The following is a 20,087-nucleotide window of genomic DNA, read 5'->3' on the forward strand; positions in this document are numbered from 1 at the left end:
GGAGCGACGACCGGGGCCGCCACCCCCCACAGGAGAGGCCCCGGCCGTCTTCCACGGGGTCGCAGCACGACCCCGTACTCATCTCAGCGCCATGACTGCGTTTTCTGTCACACCGGAAGGCGCCCGACGAATTGTTGCGGGTTGTACAAGTCATGGACGTGGCCCCCGCCGAGCACGTAGCGTGCTGGTTCGCGCAGGGTTGCGCAGCAGTTGACCAGCTGCGATTGAGGACGGCAGGGCGGGTTGAGGGAGTGCTGGGGGACGACGCGGAGCTGACTGCCGCGGTGCTCGCGGCACAGGACGGGGACGAGGACGCCTTCCGTGCTGTGTACCGCGCGGTGCAGCCACGGTTGTTGGGCTACATACGGACATTGGTCGGGGAGCCGGACGCCGAGGACGTGGCGTCCGAGGCGTGGCTGCAGATAGCGCGCGACCTCGACCGTTTCAGCGGTGACGCCGACCGGTTCCGGGGCTGGGCCGCGCGGATCGCGCGCAACCGCTCGCTGGACCACCTGCGGATGCGCAGCCGCCGTCCCGCGATCGGCGGCGACGAGACCGAGCTGACCGCGCGCGCCGCCGAGTCGGACACCGCGGGCGACGCCATCGAGGCGCTCGACACCGACCGCACCATGTCCCTCATCGCCCAGCTGCCGCAGGACCAGGCCGAGGCCGTCGTGCTCCGGGTGGTCGTCGGGCTCGACGCGAAGAGCGCGGCGCAGACCCTGGGCAAGCGGCCCGGCGCCGTACGCACCGCCGCCCACCGCGGCCTCAAGCGACTGGCCGAACTCCTCGGCGCCGACGAGCAGCTCGCGGCAGCCCGGGCCGCCGACGGTGCGTTCACCTCGGACGGGACCCCGGCCGTCGGCCCGGCACAGGGTGCCGGAGGCGAGGCCGGTTCCGACGCGGGCGGAGGCACCGGGCTCGGCGCCGTGCCCTCCCAGCGGCCCGGCCGGGGCGGTCCGGCGGCGCCCGCCGGGGTCACTCCCGGTGTGACGCATTCGCGACCGTGGACGCAGAAGGACATGTGATGGCCGACGAGCACTACGAGTGGCTTGACAAGGACGCGGCGGAGAGACTTCTCCGCGGCGAACCGGTCGTCCCCGTCGGCGACCAGGCCCGCACCGACGCCTTCCGGCTCGCCGAAGCGCTCGGCACGGCCCGCGGCGCCCTGCGTACCGCGGCAGGCGAACTCCCCGGCGAGGACGCCGTCCTCGCCGCGTTCCGGCAGGCCGGCCACGGCAACGGGGTGGACCGGCTCGCCGGCCGCGACGCCGGCGCCGCCCTCCCCGGCCGGCCCGGGATGCTGCACGCCGTCCATATCGGCTCCGCCCCCGGCACCCCGCCCCGCCGCCCGCGCTGGAGCCGGCCGGTCCGCTTCGGCCTGGTCGCCTCGCTCGCGGGCTGTGCGCTCGGCGGGGTCGCGGTCGCCGCCGGTACGGGCGTGTTCACCGGAACCTTCGGCGGACAGGGCTCACCCGCGCCCGCCACCTCCGTATCGGCTGCCGTGACCCCCGGGCCGCTGAGCTCCAGCGGACCGGCCGACGACCCGTCGTCACCGGCGGACCCGTCTTCGCCCGACGCACCGGAGGCGTCCTCCTCGCCCGCGACCCGGGAGTCCGCCGGGTCCGAGAAGCCCGAGGGGGCGCGGACCGGCGACACCGGCCGGGAGTCCGGCGACGACCGTCCGGGCACCCCGGACCGGCCGGGCGGCGACGGCCGGGAGGAGACCTCCGGGGGCGGCGACGACCGGGACGAACGTCCCGGCGGGTCCGGCGACGGCAAGGACTCCGGGAACTGGTACGAGAAGTCCGTCAAGGCCTGCAAGGCCTTCCGCAACGGCACCCTGGACGACCGGAGCCGACGCCAGCTGATCGAGTTCGCGAAGGGCGAGAAGAACCTGGAGCGCTTCTGCGACCGCCTCCTCGGCGGGAGCGGCGGCAGTGGCGGGAGCGGTGGTTCCGGCGGCTCCGGTGGTTCCGGTGGCGGCGGGGACGACGATGACGACGGTGGTCAGAGCGGACCGGGAGGCGGCGGCTCGCTGCCGCCCGTCTCCTTCCAGCCCGTACCGCGCTCCGGCTTCGCCCCGGAGAAGCCGGTGGAGACCGGGACGGACGCCGACGGGGCGGATGCCGGGATCCCGCCGCTCCCGAAGAACACCGGCGCGGCCTCCGTACTCACCCGCTGACCTGCGGATCCAGGGGCCGATGAACGGTCCTGTGAACGGCCTGGCGAACGGCCCGGACAGCCAGGTGTGACGTTTTTCGGAGGCCGGGCGCAGTACAGAGTGAGCCGACTGGTCATCGGCCGCGCAACGAGCCGGGGTTCCCCCCGTACCTTCGGCTCAGCGCATCGGCGCGGGCGGGACACGTTCCCCCGGTCCCGCCCGCGCCCTCTCTCCCCGTCCGTACCGGCCGCGCGCCGGGTCACCAGGAGACGACGACCTTGTCGCCGTTCTTCACCTGGTCGAACAGTGCCGCGACCTTCTTCTTGTCCCGTACGTTGACGCAGCCGTGCGACGCGCCGCCGTAGCCGTTGGCCGCGAAGTCGGCGGAGTAGTGCACCGCCTGGCCGCCGCTGAAGAACAGGGCGTACGGCATCGGGGTGTCGTAGAGCGTCGACACATGGTCCCGGGACTTCCAGAACACCTCGAACACCCCCTCGCGGGTGGGCGTGTACTCCGAGCCGAAGCGCACGTCCATCGCGGAGACGACCTTGCCGTTGATCATCCACGCCAGGGTCCGGCTCTTCTTGCTGATGCACAGGACCCGGCCCTTCAGGCACCGTTCGTCCGGCGTGGCCACCGGCCGCTCGGTCGGCGGGCGCAGTTCGGCGGCCGTCGGCACCCGGGTCATGGCCAGCAGCCGCTTCCAGGTGACCTCGTCGGCGCTTCCGGTGACCGCCAGCCGCCGCTTGGCCTGGAAGGACCGTACGGCGTCGGCGGTGACGGAGCCGTAGTAGCCGGTGGGGTTGCGCCCGAAGTGGCCGATCTGGCGGAGCCGGGCCTGGAGTTCCCGCACCTGGTCGCTCTCGGACCCGGTCCGCATCAGGACGCGCGGCGGCGGTGCGGTGCTCGGCTCGGGGGCGGGGCGGGCGGTCGTCCTGGCCGGGGCGGGCGCGGCGGTGGACGCCGACGGGCTCGGCGGCGGGGTCGTGGGCGGTGCGGCGTCGTCGGTGGCGGGGGCCGTGGGGGAGGGGCTCGCGGTCGGCGCGGCGGCCTGCGTGGCCCGCACCGGCGGCGGTGCGTCCTGCGCCCCTGTGGCGGTCCCCGGTTCGCACCCGGTCGCGAGGGCGGCCAGGGCGACGATCGATACGGCGGTGACGCGACGCGCATGCGGTCGTCCGCTCCCGGGCGCCTGACCCGATACGCCCGGCCCCGGTATCGCTCCCCGCGCCCGCGAGCCCTTCTCGCCGCCCGGTCCTCGGCCGTCCCACCCGCTGTTCGTGTCCGCCATCGCTCGGTCCCCCCTGCCTCACCCGTCCGCCCGGTGCCTCCTGTACGGATTCCCGCCCGGCCCGGTCACCGAATCCTCCGTCGGACGCAAGCCGCGCGTCCAGCCCCCCGAGGGGTCGCCCGGTGGATCATGGCCGGGTCCGGCCCGCCGGACCCGGCCCTCTTCCGCAGGGTGCCGGACCGTCGATATCGCCTGGTGAAACCCCTGGACGGCGACCCGTGCCGGCGTGCGAGACTCCGTCCATGCTGGGTGTCACCGATCTTCCGACTTATCTCGCCGGTCTGGCGCTGATCGTTCTTCTGCCGGGGCCGAACTCGTTGTACGTGCTCTCCGTCGCGGCCCGACGCGGCGTGCGTACCGGCTATACGGCCGCCGCGGGCGTCTGGACCGGGGACACCGTCCTGATGACGCTCTCCGCGCTCGGCGCCGCGTCCCTGCTCCAGACCACGCCCCTGCTCTTCGCGATCGTCAAGTACGCGGGCGCGGGCTATCTGACCTGGATGGCCATCGGGATGCTGCGGGCGGCCGTGTCCCTGTGGCGCGAGCGGCACCGGCGTACCGCCGAACTGGTCGAGACGGCCGAGACGCCCGACGGCGCGGCCTCCATGGAGAGGCCCTACCGCCGGGCGCTGGTGGTCAGTCTGATCAACCCGAAGGCGATCCTGTTCCTGATCTCCTTCTTCGTCCAGTTCGTCGACCCGGGCTATGCCTACCCGGCCCTGTCGTTCCTGGTGCTGGGCACGCTGCTCCAGCTCGCCAGCTTCGCTTACCTCTCGGTGCTGATCTTCGGCGGCACCCGGCTGGCCGCCGCCTTCCGTCGGCGCAAGCGGCTGTCGGCGGGGGCCACTTCGGCGGCGGGCGTCCTGTTCCTCGGGTTCGCCGCCAAGCTCTCGCTCAGCAGCGTCTGAGGCGCTCGGCGCCCGGGCGTCCGGGCATCCGGTGAATCGAGCCGCCGGAACGGCCTGTTCAGTGGTGCCAGGCCTTTCCGCCGACGTTGTGGATCATCCGCTGGAGCACCTTGAGCGCGGCGACGTACTCCGCCTCCTCGATGCCCTCGTGGATCTCCGCGCTCGCCTGCGCGACCCGGGCGTACGCCTTCTCGCGCAGCGCGCGCCCCTCGGCGGTCATCCGCAGCCGGGAGCCGGAGTCCTCGGTGGCCAGCCCCCGTTCGAGGAGGCTCTCGACGGCCTCCTCCATGCCGTCGGCCCCGGTGTCGAGGTAGCCGCTGAGCAGGGTGACCAGTTCGGCCCGGTCCCGCCCCTCCTCGTCCGCTCCGTCCAGTTGGTTGAGCACCCACCAGGGCGGCTGGGTGAGTCCGTGTTCGGCCAGCGCCGACCGGATGTGGGTGACCGTCGCCTCGTGCGCGGCCCAGCTCCAGTAGCCGATCGGCTGGCGGGCGAGTCCCGCGTCGTCGTGTGAGTAGTCCATGCCGCCGAACGTAGAACCTCAAGCATTGTTGAGGTCAAGTCCGGTCGGTCCTCCGTCGCCGTGCGAGCACCGGACCCTCTCCGCCGCGCGTGCCCGGTCATCCGGCGGACGCGCAGAGTTCACCCGCTGTCGTGGCAGGTGTCACCCGATCCTTCCGCCGTCTCACTACGTTGTCGGGACCATGATCGAAGGCGAGGGCGCGCGTGCCGAAACTGTCCGTTGTCGTACCGTTCCACAATGTCGCGGCCTACGCCCCGACCACGCTGGCCGGTCTGGCCCGCAACGCGGACCCGGACATCGAGTTCCTGCTGGTCGATGACGCGTCCACCGACGGCACGCAGGACATCGTCGACCACTGGGCCGAGCGGCTGCCGCGCGCCCGGGTGATCAGACACGGTACGAACGTCGGCATCGCGGCCGCCCGCAACAGCGGCATCGACGCCGCCGACGGCGACTACCTCACCTTCCTCGACGGCGACGACTGGTACGCCCCCGGCCATCTCGTCCGGCTGATGCGCGCCGCCCAGGACCTCGACTGCGACTTCGCCCGCACCGACCACGTCCAGTCCACCGGCACCACCCGCGTCGTGCGGCGCGCCCCCGCGCCGCTCCGCGACACCGTGCTCGACCCCCGCGACGGCATCGGGGCGCCCGAGCGCGAGACCATGGTCGACTACCCGTTCGTCTGGGCCGGGATCTACCACCGGCGGCTCTTCGCGGACGGCGCCCAGCGCTTCGCCACCGAACTGCGCACCGCCGAGGACCGGTTGTGGATCTGGCAGCTCCATCTGCGCGCCCGCAGTTACGCGGCGCTCGGGCTGTACGGCATTTTCTACCGGCGCGGGGTCACCACCTCCCTGACCCAGATCAAGGACGCCCGCCAGCTCGACTTCTTCGCCTCCTACGACACCCTGCTCGACGAGCTCCGTGCCGACCGGGACGCGGACATCCTGCTGCCGAAGGCCGTCCGTACCTACTGCGCGATGATCGCCTTCCACAACGAGAAGGCCGACGACTACGAGCCCGCCACCGCCCGCCGGTTGCGCGCCGAGTCCACCGCCGCGCTGGGCCGGATGCCGCAGGATGTGCTCGACCGCACGCTGACGATGATCGACGACAAGCGCGGCACGCTGCTCAGCCGTCTGCGCACCAAGCAGACCAAGCCGACCAAGCAGAAGGCCGCCTGACCGATGACCGCACCCAAGCCCGTGTCCACGTCCGTACCCGCGCCCGTGTCCACGTCCGAATCCGCGCCCGGTCCCGTGCTCGCGCCCGTAACCACGCCTGTAACCCCGCCTGTACGTACGCCCCCGCGCACCCAGGTCTTCCAGGTCTCCACCCTGTACGGGGCGGCCACCCTCGCCGCCGCGCTCGACGCCGGACAGTTCGGCCGGGCCACCGACAGCCACCGCATCCTGCTGGTCTCCAACAACGCGGCCGTCCCCGAAACGGCCCTCCGCCTGGAGGAGATGCGCGGCTACGGCCCCCTCGCCGCCCGCTTCGACGCCGTCGTCGACTGGAACGAGGCGATCAGCCCGCACCACCCCAGCGGCTGGGGCCCCCGCTCCGAGGAGACCGTCCTGTGGCAGCGGGCCTTCCGCCTCGCCTGGGACATCGCGCCCGACGCCCCCGTCGACCTGGCCGTGGAGTCCATCCAGGTCAACCCGGCCCGCGCGCTCGCCGCGATCTTCTCCGAGAGCGCCGTGCACGTCTACGCCGACGGCCTGATGAGCTACGGCCCCACCCGCAACCGGCTGCCCCAGTCCATCGCCTGCCGCATCCGGCGCGTCCTCCACCTCGACCTGGTCACCGGAGTGCGCCCGCTCCTCCTCGCCGAGGCCGGCGTCGAACCCGAACTCGTCCCCGACGACGCCTTCCGCGCCGTCCTCTCCGAGATCGCCGCCGCGGCCGAGGGCGACAAGGGGCTCGCCGCCGCCGAGGCCGCCGCCCCCACCGCGATGCTGCTCGGCCAGTACCTCGCCGCCCTCAACATCCTCACCCCGGAGGAGGAAGAGGACCTGCACATCCGGATGCTGCGCGGTGCCGCCCGCGCCGGGCACACCTCCATCCTCTTCAAGCCGCACCCCACCGCCCCGGCCCGCTACTCCCGCGCCCTGGACGAGGCCGCCGCCGAGGCCGGCGTACGGCTCACCACCCTGGACGGACCGCTGCTCGCCGAGACGCTGTACGAGCGGTGCGCGCCCACCCTCGTCGTCGGCTGCTTCTCCACCGCGATGTTCACCGCCGCCGCCTACTACGGCATCCCCGTCGCCCGCGTCGGCACCCGCCTGGTCCTCGACCGCATCACCCCGTACGAGAACAGCAACCGCATCCCGCTGACGATCACCGACCACCTCGTGCCCGACCTGGACGAGCTGCCCGCCCCGGACGGCTCGACCGCCCCGGACGGCTCGGACAACCCGGACGCACAGGGCGCCGGGGGCGTTCCCCGTCTGCCGCGCACCGCGCCGGACAGCCTCGCCCCGCTGCTGCGGACCGTCGGCTACTGCATGCAGGCCAAGCTCCACCCCGGGCTGCGCCCCGACGCCGAGGCATGGCTGCGGGAGCACCTCGACCCCACGACCCAGCACTACTTCAAGCGCCGCCGTCTGCAGAGCCTCACCCTGCCCGGCGGCGGCCCCCGGGGAGCGGCGGTCCGGCTGCGCCGCACCGTACGGCGCACCCGCAGCACCCTGGGCCTCTGACCAGGGGCCGGGGCAACGACCCCCGGCGCCGGCGTCCGACTCACAGAACGGCGGAACGAGCATGGGCCAGACCCTCACCGGGCTGCTCACGTCAGTACGGGCGATAGCGGGACGGCCGGGGACGCCCGCCCCGGGACGACCCGGCGGCGGACCGGAACCGGCGCTCCTGGCCGCCCTGCGGATCTGCGGCGACCACCTCGCCGCTCTCGCCGCATCCGGACCCCTCACCGACGCCCGCCGCACCCGGCTCATCGCGTCGATCGGCGCCCTGACCACGGCGTGCTCCACCCCGGGCGCCGACGCGTTCGACGCGCTGCTGCGGACCGGGCAGCAGGCCCTGGACAGCGGCGGCGAGCCCGAGGCCCGTCTCGCCCTGGCCCTCGCCGACGAGGCCACCGCCCTGCGCAGCCGTTCCAAGGGCGCCTGGCGGCTGCGCGGCAACGCCCTGGACGCGCTCGGCCGGGGCGAGGAGGCGATCACGGCGTACGAACGTCACCTCGCGCTCCAGCAGAACACCGCGGCCTCGCGCGACGTCGAACGCCGGATCGCCACCCTCCGCGCCGCGGGCGACCGCATCGACGAGGCGTTGGCGCTGTTCGCGAACAGTGGCAGTGGCAGTGGCAGTGGCAGTGGCAGTGGCAGCGGCAGCGGCGGTGGCAGCGACAGCGGCACTGGCACCGGCACTGGCAGTGGCAGTGGTGCCGATGGTGCCGGGGCCGTCCGCCTCTCCCGCCATCTGCCCGCCGCCGAGGCCCGCGCCGCCTTCACCGACCTCGTCCGCCGCCGTACCGCCGAACTCGGGGCCGCCGACCCGGCCGTACGCCGGCTCGCCGCGCTCTACACCGAGCACCGCCGGCTCTCGGACCACGACCCGATGGCCGACCCGCTCCTCGGCGGGGCCGAGCCCATCGGCGTACCCGGTCTGCGGCGGCTCGTCGCGGGCCGGACGGTGTGCCTGGTCGCCGATACGCCGCACACCGCCGAGCAGGAGCAGCGGCCCGGCAGCCCGCTGGCCGCCCTGATCGCGGGCTACGACCTGGTCGTACGCTGCGACGCCCCGCGCCATGCCGCCCCCACCGCCCGCACCGATCTGCACGCCTGCACCCTGAGCGGCGACACCCCGTGGAAGGGCCCCCGTTGGGACCGGCGGGCGGCCACCCGGCTGGTCTTCGGCGACCCGCTCCCGCGCTGGCGGCTCGCCCTGCGCAGCCGGCTCGTCCCCGGAGCGCAGGACCGGATCGGCGACGCCTCGCTGCGCCGCCCGCTGCACGATCCGGCGCTGCTCGGCGAGCCGGCCGACGGCGAAGGCCCCGCGAGCACCGCGTACACCGTGCTGCGGCTCCTCGACTTCCTGGGCACGCCCGCCCGGGTGGACCTCATCGGGTTCGAAGGACCGGCGGCCCTGTCCCCGCGCGAGCGCGAGTGGATCGGGGAGCGCACCGCGCATCCGGACGAGGCCGCAGGCGCAGTGAGGATCACGCTGAGATGACGACGCACGACTCCACCCCCGTGGCCGGGTCCGCATCCGCCGACGACCGCCGTGCCGTGACCGGGAAGCGCCGGATCGCCTTCGCCGTGTACGTCGCCGGCGCGGACGAACTGCCCGGCCTCCGGGCCATCCTGCGCAGCCTCGCGCTGAGCAACCCGGCCCTCTGCGAGGACATCGTCGTCCTGCACCCCGGCCTGCCGGACACCGACTTCGACGCCGCCCGCCGGCTGCACCCCCGGCTGGTCCCGCGCACCGCCGCCGGGCGCCACGAGGTGTTCGGCCTCGACGGGTACGACACCGTGGTCGCCCTCGCCCCCGCCATGGTCGTCCTCGGCCCGCTCGACGCCCTGCTGCGACTCCGTACGGGCGTGGCCGCCGTGCCGCGCCCCGGCCCCGACGGCGCCCCGGACCCGCACGACGGCCTGCTGGTGATCCAGCGCCAGGACCTCGACCGGCCCGTACCGCCACCAGGCGCGCGGGACATCCCGGAGAGCCTCCTCGTACCCCTGGACGCCCGGTACGACTTCCGGGCACTGCGGCTCCGCGACGACCTGGCCGTCCCCGAGGGCGTCGTCGTCCTGAACTTCGCCGGTACGCCCCCATCGGGTACCGGACCCGCCCACGCCGCGCGGGACCGCTTCGACCTGGACGACGAAGCGTTCCGGGCCGCCTACCTCGCCCTTCCCGGCCCCAAGCACCCCGATCTGCTGCTGCACCTCGCGCTCCCGTTCCCCGTCGGGCGCCGGGCGCCGATCGACCTGGTCCGGCAGATCGCCGAGATCCACCGGGGGCGCGGCCGGCACGACGAGGCCGTGGCGCTGCTGGGCGAGGCCGTCGTGGGCCGCCCCGATCTGCCGCGCTGCCACGAGACGCTCGGCGTCTGCCTGATGGCGCTGTCCCGGTACGAGGAGGCCGAAACGCACCTGCTGCTGGCCACCGCCTCACCGGACTTCGCCCCCCGCGCCTTCGGTCAACTCGCCCGGCTCGCCTGGCTACTCGGCCGCACCGAGGACGCCCGCGGCTATGCGCTCGCCGGACTGGAAGCCGACCCAACCGACGCCAACTGCCGTGCCTGGTACGCCCGTACGACGCAGGCGGCCATCCCGGACCGGCCCGCCGCAGGCGCCCCGCCCGGTGAACAGCTCGCCCACGTGGCCCTGTTCGCCGACGGCGAGGAGAACGCGGGCGACAAGGTGCTCCCCGAGGCGGTCCGCAGCTGCTTCACCGCCGACACCGGCCCGGACCGCTGGCACCAGCAGCACGCGCACCTGCTGGTCGACGAGGCCGGCCTCGAACGTCTCAACGCCCGGCGGGCGGTGATCGTGGGCGGCGGCGGACTCTTCCTCCCCGACACCGCGCCCAACGGCAACAGCGGCTGGCAGTGGAACATCCCCGACGACGTGCTCGCCCGGATCACCGCGCCCCTGGCGGTCTTCGCCGTCGGCTACAACGTCTTCGACGGCCAGCGCTACCGCCGCGAACGGTTCGCGGCCTCGCTGCGGGCCCTGGTCGAGCGGTCCGCGTTCTTCGGGCTGCGCAACCACGGCTCCGTCGCCCGGGTCCGCGAACTGCTGCCCGCCTCCCTCCGCGAGAAGGTGCGCTACCAGCCCTGCCCCACCACGGTCGCCCGCCATCTCGATCCCCGCCTCGCCGAACCGGCGGTGCGCGAGGACACCGTGCTGATCAACTGTGCCTACGACCGGGCCGGGCTCCGCTTCGGCCACGACTACGGGCACTTCCTCGCGGAGATGGCCGCCGCGATCAGGACCGTCTCGGCCTCGGCGGAGGTCCGTTACGCCGCGCACATGCCCGCCGACGAACGCTTCGTCGACGACCTTCGCCGGGAGCACGGACTCACCCTCCCCGTGGAGCCGCTGTATCTCCTCTCCAACGACGAGATCCGCGATCTCTACCGGCGCACCCGCCTGGTGATCGGCATGCGCGGACACGCCGGCATGATCCCCTTCGGCTGCGGCACCCCCGTCATCAGCCTGGTCTCGCACCCCAAACTGGCCTACTTCCTGGCCGACATCGACCGGCCCGACTGGGGCGTCTCCGTCCACGAACGGGCCCTCGGCGCCCGGCTCGCGGAGCGGGCCCACGCGGTGCTGGCGGACCACCCGGCGGCGGTGGCCGACGTCCACGACCGGCAGCGGGCGCTGTGGTCGGTGACCCGGGACAACCTCGCCCGGCTGCGTGAACTCACCGGTCTCCCGGACCCGTTCGGCGATCCGGGCACCGGCCCGGTGGTTCCCGCGCCCCGGTCCGCCGCCGACGGGGACCACGCCGCCTCCTCCCTTCGCACCGCCCCGCCCACCCTCTGAGGACCATGTCCACCACACCCCCCGCCCCCGCCCCGGCTCCGACGGCCCCGGAGGCGACGGGTCCCGTCCGCGAGCACCGCTACGACATCGACCTGATCCGGCTGCTCTGCTCGGTCGCCGTGATCGGCCTCCACACCGGCTCGGCGTTCGTGAACACCGTGGGCCGGACGGCGTCGCAGGGGCCCGGCACCTACTGGGCCGGGCTGGTCGCCGACTCCGCGGGCCGCTTCGCCGTGCCGCTCTTCTTCGCCATCGCCGGCTGGGTGGTCCTGGTCGGGGCCCCGCCGAAGGACGGTGCGCGGCTGCGGCGGCGGATCGTGCGGATCGTGGTGCCGCTAGCCGTCTGGACCGCGCTCTACCTGGCCTGGGGCAAGCTGCGCGACACCAACGACGACCCGCTCCGCCGACTCGCCCTGGACTCCGTCTTCGCCTCGGTCCGCCCGGCCTACCACCTCTGGTACCTGTACGCCTACCTCCCCGTGATCATGGTCCTGGGCCTGGTCGTGCTGGTCCGGGCGGGCAGGCGGCCGTGGGGGCTCGGCGCGGTCCTGCTGGTCCTGGCCGCCGCTCCGTCGCTCCTCGGCGACCTGGCCGGGGCCACCGGCCGTGAACTGCCCCGCTTCGGCTGGGCGTTCGCCCCGTACCAGCTGATCTACGCGGTGCTCGGGGCGCTGCTGCTCGCCGCTCCGGCCGGTGCGTTCGGCCGACGGCGGTGGCCCTGGCTGCTGCTCGCGGCGGGCGGGTTCGCGGGAGTGATCGCGTACCAGCACGAGGTGCACTACGCGATCCCGTACGCCCACATCCTGGTGGGCCTGTTCAGCTGCGGAGTCCTGGTCTCGCTGCACGGCCTGCGCGTCCCGGAGCGGATGCGGCCCACGCTGACCCGGCTGGCCGACGCGTCGTTCGGGGCCTACCTCGTGCACGTGCTCGTCCTCGGCGTCCTCGACGACGCCTTCGTCCGGGCGGACCTGAGCGGCCCGGCCGCCGGAGCCCTGGTGATCGGTATGACGGCGACCACGACGGCCCTGTCGTTCGGCGCGGCCATGCTGTGGGGCCGCGCGGGGGCGAGCAAGGTGCTGGGCTGAACGCCCCGCAGACCCCGCCCCGGCCCCCGTGGCGCACCTGGCTCCGCCCGGCCCCGCCGCTCGCCCGGCCCCCGCTGCTCACCTGACTCCCCCCGGGCCCCCGCAGCGCACCTGGCTCCGCGCCCGGCCCCGCCGCTCGCCCGGCTCCCGCAGTGCACCTGACTCCCGCCCGGCCCCTGCCGCTCACCCACCTGCCACCCCACCTGCCACCCCGCCGTGCCTCAGCCCCCGCCGCCCCGCAGCGCCCGGGCCCGCCGGGCCACCCGGCGCAGGGCCGGGTTGCTCCGCAGGAACGCCAGCCGTGCCGGGACCACCCCGGGAAGCGCGAGCGAGGCCAGGCGGCGGCGCTTGAAGTAGCGCCAGGTGCGGCCGTCCAGGTGTGCGGACAGATAGCGCTCGGCGGCCGGGCGCAGATCGGCGCGGACCTTCGGCCGCATCGCGAAGCCGACGGCGGCCAGCAGACCGTCCAACTCCGCCTCGCCGCCCGGCTTCTGCGCGGCGACCGCCTCCGCGTCGTCGAGAGCGGGCAGCACGGCGTCGGCGAGCGTCGCCGGTATCCGCTCGGCGTTCTCGTACGGGGTCAGGCGCTCCAGGAGCAGCCCCGTGCCGACGGTCGCCACCGGGAGGCCGTGGAACCGGGCCGCCCCGAACAGCGCGGCCGAGGTGCAGCCCACCACCAGCGCGGGCCGCAGCCGGTGCAGCAGCACATCGGCCGCGACGGGCCGCGGAGTGTCGAGCACGGTCAGCCCGACGCCCAGCCGGTCCGCCTCGGCGGGCAGCGCCGCCGGGCTCTCCCACGGCGCGTACGGATCCGGCGCGAACACCAGTCGGGTGTGGCCGAGGGCTACGGCCCCGCGCACCATCTCCAGCCGCAGCCGCGCCTCCTCGGCCGCCGGGATCAGCCCGGCCCCGGCGAGATCCTGCCCGAGCAGCAACGCGGGCGCCTCGCCGCCCGGCAGCTCCACAGCCGGCCGGTCCGCTCCGGACAACTCCGTTTCCTCGTGGGCCAGTTCACCCACCACCTTCATGATCGCCTCGGCCGGGACGATCTGCGGCTCCACCCCGTACTCGCCCAGCAGCAGCGGGCGCACCCCGGCCACCAGGTCCGGATGGAGCAGCCGCCGCACCCGGGTGCCGGTCAGCGGGGGGATCTTCTCCCCGGTCGGGCCGTAGCCGCCGGGCCCCTCGGCGTACACATCGACCGGTACCCCGGCGAACACCTGGGTGAGGGCCCGGGCGGGACCTGCGTGCGGGGAGTCCACGACCAGCTCCAGCTCCTCGTCGCCGAGCCCCCAGGCGCGCCGGAAGTGCCGCTCCCACAGCGGGGCGTCGTCGGCGCGGGGCAGCCAGCCGTCCGGGTGGAAGGGGAAGATCGCGTCGTTCCACGAGAGCACCTCGTCGAACCGGGCGCGCAGCCGCTCGAACCCGGCGGTCTCCGAGACGTCGGCACCCGCCTCCGGAGCCGGCCCGGTCCGGGACAGCAGCAGGATCCGGCGGTCGGGCTCGGTGAAGCAGCACGCGTCGATCGCCGCGGCGAGCAGCACCGCCGCGGCGGGCGAGGAGGCGTGGAAGATCCGGATGGTCATGCGGCCGAGGCCCCCTTCGCGGCGGCCGGGCGGCGGCGCAGCCTGCGCACCCGGGTCGCCCGTGTCACGTCCATGGAGTCGAGAGTCTCGTCCAGCAATGTCTGCGGCAGGCGTGCCAGGGCCGCCGCGCCGCGCGACTTCAGTTCGCGGGCCACGGCCGGTTCGAATTTGTCGGGATCACCGAGATGGTGGGCGATGACCGCGCAGTACGTGCGTACGGCCTTCGGCAGAAACAGTTCCGCGTCGCGGTCGGCGGCCGTATCGGCGATCACCTGGTCGAAAGCGCGCAGGAAATCGAGCTGGCGGACGTCGCCGATCTGGGTCAGCGACGTGGCGACGCCACGCCGGTAGAAATGGCCGAGCAGACCGAGGACGGCGAAGGATTCCGCCTCCCGGTGCAGCCGCCAGATCCACGGCCGGTCCTCGGCGGTGCGCAGCCCGTCGGTGAAGTGCAGCAGCCCCCGGTCCAGCAGCCGCCGGTGGTAGAGGCCGGCCCAGGCGAACGCGTAGTCCACCGACGTGGTGCGGTGGGCGGGCAGGATCGCGGCCCGGGGGTCGCTCACCACGCCGTGCGGCCCGTGCGGAACCCGGCGTACGGTCCGTGAACTGCCGTTCACCTGGACGTGGTCGGTGCGCACGAAGTCGCAGCCCAGCGCCTCGGTCCGGGCCAGCAGCCGCTCGTAGTGCCCGGGAGCCAGCCAGTCGTCGCCGTCCAGGAACGCGATGTACTCGCCGCGGGCGGCCTCCAGACCGGTGTTGCGCGCGGTCGCCAGACCGCCGTTCGCCTCGTGCCGCAGCAGCACGGCACCGGGAATCCCGGCGGCGGCCCGGTCCAGCAGTTCCCGTGTCCCGTCGGTCGAACAGTCGTCGACGAGAAGGAATTCGAAGTCCTCGCGGGCGTTGGCCCGCAGGCTTCTGAGGGTGTCGGGCGCGTAGGTCTGCACGTTGAAGAACGGCACGATGACGGAGAGCTTAACCACGCACATCACCTTAGGTGCGGCCCCGGACCCTTCCTTTTCCGCAATGCGCCCAGCAGGTGAACAACGCCCTACGCCCAGGTGAATCGCCTTTTCCGAACCGGGAATTGAGGGCGTATTCGGGGCCGCTCCCCAATCGTCGGCTCGCTGTTAACCATCTGTTGCCATCACGTTGGGCCGCGCATCGAAATGCCTTCCTAACTTCTAGGACGTGCCCCCACGTACCAGCAATGAGGCCGAACCGGCCGAAACCCCCGCCGCACTCCGACCGGCGCTGCGGGTCGCCGTCCTCGCCGACTCCGACACCCGGTGGAAATGGGGCGCGCTCACCGCGCGCCGCCTGACCGCCGAAGCGGACGGTCCGGACGCGCGTCCCGTCGAGGTCAGCGGGCTGCTGCTGCGCGGCCGGGCCACCCCGACGCCCCGCCAGCTCGCGGAGGTCGGCGAGGTCGGGATCGACGCCGAGCGGGTCCGCGAGGTCACCGCCGTCGAGTTCCTGCACACCGTGCGCGAGGAGGGGTACGACCTCGTCGTCCTCGCCCTCGTCGGCGGCGGCGTCCAGGCCATGCTCCACGGCCTCGCCGCCCTCGACCTGCCGCGCCGGCCCGTCGTCGTCACCGGATACGTGGGCGTCGTCTACGAGAAGCTCGCCGACGGGCTGCTGCTCCGCCACGGGGCGGACGTCGTCCTCGCCAACTCGGCCCACGACGCGGGGCGTTTCCGCGCGGTGTACGAGGGGGTGGGCGCCGACGCCTCGGCCGTCACGGAGGCCGCGCTGCCCTTCCTCGGCGGTGCCCCCTACCGCCCCGAAGAGGGCCGCGACACCGTGGTGTTCGCCGCCCAGCCCTCCGTACCGGCCTCCCGCGCCGACCGTACGTACCTGCTCCGCCGGCTCGTCGAGCACGCCCGGCTGCACCCGCGCCGCGAGGTGCTGCTGAAGCTGCGCTCCAAGCCCGGCGAGCACACCACGCACATCGAGGAACTGCCCTACCAGAAGCTCGCACAGAAGCTGCCCGGCGGTCTGCCGCCCAACTTCCGCCTGGTGTACGGGCACATGGGCGAGGTCCTGGACCGCACCGACCTCCTGGTCACCGTCTCCTCGACCGCCGCGCTGGAGTCCCTGCACCGCCGCATCCCGACCGCGATCCTCACCGACCTCGGCGTACGGGAGACCCTCGGCAACCACCACTTCGTCGGCTCCGGGCTCCTCACCTCCTGGGACCGGCTCGACGGCGGGATCCGGCCCCGGCCCGACGGCGAGTGGCTGTCCGGGCAGGGCGTCGCCGCCGACGGCTCGTACGGCACCGCCTACGACACCGCCCGCGCCAAGGTCACCGCCCTCCTCGACGGCGGTCAACTCCCGCCGCTCGCCCCCTACTACACCCCCGCCACCGCCCCCGGATACCTCCCCGGCATCCTCGCCCGCCACCACCTGGCCCCCGACGGCACGCCCCTGCCCGGGGCGGCCGCACCGCAGGAGGCGGGCCGGGTCCGGGGCGCGGTGCGCGAAACCGTCCGCAACGCGGCGCGCGGCGCCTACCGCCAGGGCGTCCAGCGCGTCGCGCCGGTGATCCGCCGGATGGGAGAGCTGTGACCACCCCAGCGGCCTCGACGACCTCAGGAACCGCCATGACACCAGGAGCAGCGATGCAGCCGCCCCCGACCCCGACCGTCCTCGCCGTGATCCCCGCCCGCGGCGGATCCAAGGGCGTCCCCGCCAAGAACCTCGCCGAGGTCGGCGGCATCCCCCTGGTCGCCCGTGCCGTCCGCGCCGCGCTCGGCGCCCCCGAGGTCACCGACGTCGTCGTCACCACCGACGACGGGGCGATCGCCGAGGCCGCCCGGAGCGCCGCCGCCGACCTCCAGGCCGCCCACCGGCTGCACTGCGTCGAGCGCCCCGCCGCCATCGCGGGCGACACGGCGACCAGCGAGGCGGCCGTGCTGCACGCCCTGGACGTCTACGAGGCCGAGCGCGCCCGCACCGTCGACGTGGTCCTCCTCGTCCAGTGCACCAGCCCGTTCGTCTCCCGCGAGGACATCGACGGCGTGGCCAGGGCGGTGGCCCACGAGGGCGCCGATACGGCCGTCACGGTCGCCCCGTTCCACGGCTTCGTCTGGCGCGACGGGCACGCGGTCGAGGAGGGCACGTACGGCGTCAACCACGACAAGTCCGTACGCCCCCGCCGCCAGGACCGCCCCCAGGACTTCCTAGAGACCGGCGCGGCCTACGCGATGGACGCGGCGGGCTTCCGTACCCACCGGCACCGCTTCTTCGCCCACACCGCGCTGGTGCCCACCGACCCGGCGCGGGTGCTGGAGATCGACGACCCGCACGACCTGGCCCGCGCCCGCGCGCTCGCCCCGCTCCTGGACCCCGCCCCGCTGCCCTCCCTCGCGGACGTGGACGCGGTCGTCCTGGACTTCGACGGCACCCAGACCGACGACCGGGTCATGATCGACTCCGAGGGCCGCGAAACGGTCGCCGTGCACCGGGGCGACGGACTCGGCATCGCCGCCCTGCGCAAGGCCGGCGTGCCCCTCCTGATCCTCTCCACCGAACAGAACCCGGTCGTCGCCGCCCGCGCCCGGAAGCTCCAGATCCCCGTCCTGCACGGCATCGACCGCAAGGACGAGGCGCTGAAGCGCTGGTGCGACGAGCACTCCATCGCACCCGACCGGGTCCTCTACGTCGGCAACGACGTCAACGACCTGCCCTGCTTCTCGCTCGCCGGCTGGCCCGTCGCCGTCGCGAGCGCCCATGACTCGGTACGCGCCGCCGCGCGCGCCGTGACGACCACTCCCGGGGGCTACGGCGCCATCCGCGAGATCGCGGCCTGGCTGCTGGGCCCCACCCTCACCACCACCAACACCCCTGCTGTCCCCACCAAGTAAGGAAGCACCACCATGAGCACCTCCCGCCTGCGCACCTTCGGCACCCGCACCGCCGGCCCCGGCAACCCCGTCTACATCACGGGCGAGATCGGCATCAACCACAACGGCGACCTCGACAACGCCATCTCGTTGATCGACGCGGCCGCCGAAGCCGGCTGCGACGCCGTCAAGTTCCAGAAGCGCACCCCGGAGATCTGCACCCCGCGCGACCAGTGGGACATCGAGCGCGACACCCCCTGGGGCCGGATGACGTACATCGACTACCGCCACCGCGTCGAGTTCGGCGAGGCGGAGTACACCGCCATCGCCGAGCACTGCGCCAAGCGCGGCATCGACTGGTTCGCCTCCCCGTGGGACACCGAGGCCGTCGCCTTCCTGGAGAAGTTCGACGTCCCCGCCCACAAGGTGGCCTCCGCCTCGCTCACCGACGACGAGCTGCTGCGCGCCCTGCGCGCCACCGGCCGGACGATCATCCTCTCCACCGGCATGTCGACCCCGAAGCAGATCCGCCACGCGGTCGAGGTCCTGGGCAGCGACAACATCCTGCTCTGCCACGCCACTTCCACGTACCCGGCGAAGGCCGAGGAGCTGAACCTCCGGGTCATCAACACCCTTCAGCAGGAGTACCCGAACGTCCCGATCGGCTACTCCGGCCACGAGACCGGCCTGCAGACCACCCTCGCCGCCGTCGCGCTCGGCGCCACGTTCGTCGAGCGCCACATCACCCTGGACCGCGCCATGTGGGGCTCCGACCAGGCCGCCTCCGTCGAGCCGCAGGGCCTGACCCGCCTGGTCCGCGACATCCGCACCATCGAGCAGTCGCTCGGCGACGGCGTCAAGAAGGTGTACGAGTCCGAGCTCGGCCCGATGAAGAAGCTCCGCCGCGTCGCGGGCGTCGTCGCCGAGACCGAGAACGCGCCGGCCCCCGAGCCGGTCGCGGTCTGAGCGCCGACCGGTGAACCTCGCCTTCGTCGAGAGCCCGGTCCAGCTCCTGAACGTCCTGGAGTGGGTTCACACCCAGGGGGGAGACGATCCGGCCGCCACCACGGTCGTCGTCCTCCCCCCGGTCGACCCGATGTCGCGCGGTCAGCTGCGCCGGATGGCGGAGCTGGCCCGCGACGAGGGCATCGCGGTCCGCTGGCAGGAGGCGCGCGGCGAGTCCGGCGCCCCCCTGAAGGCTTTGCGCGCCCTGGCCGGGCTGGTCCGGCGCGCGGACCACATCGTGATCGGGGACCCGTTCTCCCGGTACGTCCAGCTCCTGCTTACCCTGGTCCGCGCCGATCACCTCACCGTGGTCGACGACGGCACGGCCACCATGGAGTTCGTCGCCCAGCTGGCCCGGGGCGAGCGACTGACCCGCTGGCACCGCCGGGGCCGTACGGGACCGCGCGAACTGGTCCTGGCCCCGGTCACCGCCACGGCCCGCCGCCGCTTCACCCCGACGGCCCGCCACACGGTCGAGGTGTTCACCGCGATGCCGGTCGAGGCTCCGCCCGGCATCGCGGTCACCCCGAACACCTTCGCCTGGACCCGCGCCCGCTTCGGGCCGCCCAGCATCGGCAAGGGCGCGGACCTCGTCGGCACCTCCCTGGTCGAGACGGGCGTCGTCGACCCCGTCCCGTACCAGGAAGCGGTCACGGCCCTGGCCCGCACCCACGGAGCCACCCGCTACTTCGCCCACCGCCGCGAGTCCGCCGAGAAGCTCCACGCCCTGGAAGCCGCCACCGGCCTGGAGATCGTCCGCCCGGACCTCCCGCTGGAACTGATCGCCCGCCGCGGCCCCATCGGCCGCACGATCGTCAGCTTCCCCTCCACGGTCGTCCACACCCTCCCGCTGGCCCTGGCCGGCACGGGCGTGAACGTCGCGGTCTGCGACATCGCCCCGGAATGGCTCCGCGCCACGGCCTCGCCGCGCGCCCAGGGCTTCCTGAGCGGCGTCACGGAGACGGCGCGGGGGGTGCAGCGACTGTCGTCGGTGGCGACCTGAGGACCGTGTCCGCGCAGGCGCGGACCCCGGTGCGGAAGGCGAACGGGTATACCCGCAACCACCCTGCGTCACACGTCCTCACAGGAAATTTGTTCGCCTGAGCGGCTGAAGTTTTGTTGATCTGTGGCCAGTTGAGGGGGCAGGGGGCCTACGCTTCCTAAG

General features: G+C 73.9%; 16 protein-coding genes. 12 read left to right on the top strand and 4 right to left on the bottom strand.

The features are described from left to right. Window positions 1-251: 251 nt before the first annotated feature. Window positions 252-1,028: an RNA polymerase sigma factor gene (locus G3I54_RS23420; RefSeq protein WP_164616836.1), complete on the top strand. Its 777-nt coding sequence runs from the start codon at window positions 252-254 to the stop codon at window positions 1,026-1,028. Further along, window positions 1,028-2,185 carry a hypothetical protein gene (locus tag G3I54_RS23425; RefSeq protein WP_164616837.1) on the top strand — a complete coding sequence of 386 codons (1,158 nt, stop codon included), beginning with the start codon at window positions 1,028-1,030 and terminating at the stop codon, window positions 2,183-2,185. Before G3I54_RS23420 ends, G3I54_RS23425 begins: the two co-directional genes overlap by 1 nt. Before the next feature lie 238 nt (window positions 2,186-2,423). Here the strand turns inward: G3I54_RS23425 and G3I54_RS23430 are convergent, their stop codons facing one another. After that, window positions 2,424-3,452, bottom strand: coding sequence for a L,D-transpeptidase family protein (locus tag G3I54_RS23430; protein ID WP_203687063.1), 1,029 nt, complete (start codon window positions 3,450-3,452; stop codon window positions 2,424-2,426). A gap of 242 nt (window positions 3,453-3,694) precedes the next feature. Between G3I54_RS23430 and leuE the strand changes: the two genes are divergently transcribed. Further along, window positions 3,695-4,360, top strand: coding sequence for a leucine efflux protein LeuE (leuE, locus tag G3I54_RS23435; RefSeq protein WP_164616838.1), 666 nt, complete (start codon window positions 3,695-3,697; stop codon window positions 4,358-4,360). Window positions 4,361-4,418: 58 nt separating this feature from the next. Here the strand turns inward: leuE and G3I54_RS23440 are convergent, their stop codons facing one another. Further along, window positions 4,419-4,880, bottom strand: a complete 462-nt coding sequence (locus tag G3I54_RS23440; protein WP_164616839.1) for a MarR family winged helix-turn-helix transcriptional regulator — start codon at window positions 4,878-4,880, stop codon at window positions 4,419-4,421. A gap of 203 nt (window positions 4,881-5,083) precedes the next feature. Between G3I54_RS23440 and G3I54_RS23445 the strand changes: the two genes are divergently transcribed. The 5 genes from G3I54_RS23445 to G3I54_RS23465 all read left to right on the top strand — a co-directional run bounded on the left by G3I54_RS23445 (window position 5,084) and on the right by G3I54_RS23465 (window position 12,483). Next, a complete protein-coding gene (locus G3I54_RS23445) occupies window positions 5,084-6,067 on the top strand; it encodes a glycosyltransferase family 2 protein (RefSeq protein ID WP_164616840.1) in 984 nt (327 codons plus the stop codon). Window positions 6,068-6,070: 3 nt separating this feature from the next. Next, entirely contained in the window at window positions 6,071-7,585 is a 1,515-nt protein-coding gene (locus tag G3I54_RS23450; RefSeq protein ID WP_239144524.1) for an alpha-2,8-polysialyltransferase family protein, read from the top strand. A gap of 61 nt (window positions 7,586-7,646) precedes the next feature. Then, window positions 7,647-9,074 carry a hypothetical protein gene (locus G3I54_RS23455; protein WP_164616841.1) on the top strand — a complete coding sequence of 476 codons (1,428 nt, stop codon included), beginning with the start codon at window positions 7,647-7,649 and terminating at the stop codon, window positions 9,072-9,074. Then, window positions 9,071-11,398: a polysaccharide pyruvyl transferase family protein gene (locus tag G3I54_RS23460; RefSeq protein ID WP_164616842.1), complete on the top strand. Its 2,328-nt coding sequence runs from the start codon at window positions 9,071-9,073 to the stop codon at window positions 11,396-11,398. Before G3I54_RS23455 ends, G3I54_RS23460 begins: the two co-directional genes overlap by 4 nt. 5 nt (window positions 11,399-11,403) lie before the next feature. Next, window positions 11,404-12,483: an acyltransferase family protein gene (locus tag G3I54_RS23465; protein WP_164616843.1), complete on the top strand. Its 1,080-nt coding sequence runs from the start codon at window positions 11,404-11,406 to the stop codon at window positions 12,481-12,483. Window positions 12,484-12,704: 221 nt separating this feature from the next. Here the strand turns inward: G3I54_RS23465 and G3I54_RS23470 are convergent, their stop codons facing one another. Together G3I54_RS23470 and G3I54_RS23475 are read right to left on the bottom strand one after the other, a co-directional pair. Continuing rightward, complete coding sequence (locus tag G3I54_RS23470) at window positions 12,705-14,069, bottom strand: polysialyltransferase family glycosyltransferase (RefSeq protein WP_164616844.1); 1,365 nt, start codon at window positions 14,067-14,069, stop codon at window positions 12,705-12,707. Continuing rightward, window positions 14,066-15,049: a glycosyltransferase family 2 protein gene (locus tag G3I54_RS23475; protein ID WP_164616845.1), complete on the bottom strand. Its 984-nt coding sequence runs from the start codon at window positions 15,047-15,049 to the stop codon at window positions 14,066-14,068. The genes G3I54_RS23470 and G3I54_RS23475 overlap by 4 nt, the downstream gene beginning before the upstream one ends. Before the next feature lie 208 nt (window positions 15,050-15,257). Between G3I54_RS23475 and G3I54_RS23480 the strand changes: the two genes are divergently transcribed. Genes G3I54_RS23480 through G3I54_RS23495 form a run of 4 tightly spaced genes read left to right on the top strand, consistent with a single transcriptional unit; the run spans window position 15,258 to window position 19,925 of the window. Beyond that, window positions 15,258-16,640, top strand: coding sequence for a DUF6716 putative glycosyltransferase (locus G3I54_RS23480; protein WP_164616846.1), 1,383 nt, complete (start codon window positions 15,258-15,260; stop codon window positions 16,638-16,640). Window positions 16,641-16,693: 53 nt separating this feature from the next. Further along, complete coding sequence (locus tag G3I54_RS23485) at window positions 16,694-17,938, top strand: N-acylneuraminate cytidylyltransferase (RefSeq protein WP_164616954.1); 1,245 nt, start codon at window positions 16,694-16,696, stop codon at window positions 17,936-17,938. Between the two features lie 12 nt (window positions 17,939-17,950). After that, entirely contained in the window at window positions 17,951-18,883 is a 933-nt protein-coding gene (locus G3I54_RS23490) for an N-acetylneuraminate synthase family protein (protein WP_164616847.1), read from the top strand. Between the two features lie 10 nt (window positions 18,884-18,893). Beyond that, on the top strand, window positions 18,894-19,925 hold the full coding sequence (locus tag G3I54_RS23495; RefSeq protein WP_164616848.1) for a hypothetical protein: 1,032 nt from the start codon (window positions 18,894-18,896) through the stop codon (window positions 19,923-19,925). Window positions 19,926-20,087 lie beyond the last annotated feature (162 nt).

It is taken from the genome of Streptomyces sp. SID14515 (genome assembly GCF_010548505.1).
In the GTDB taxonomy this organism is placed as follows: domain Bacteria; phylum Actinomycetota; class Actinomycetes; order Streptomycetales; family Streptomycetaceae; genus Streptomyces; species Streptomyces caviscabies.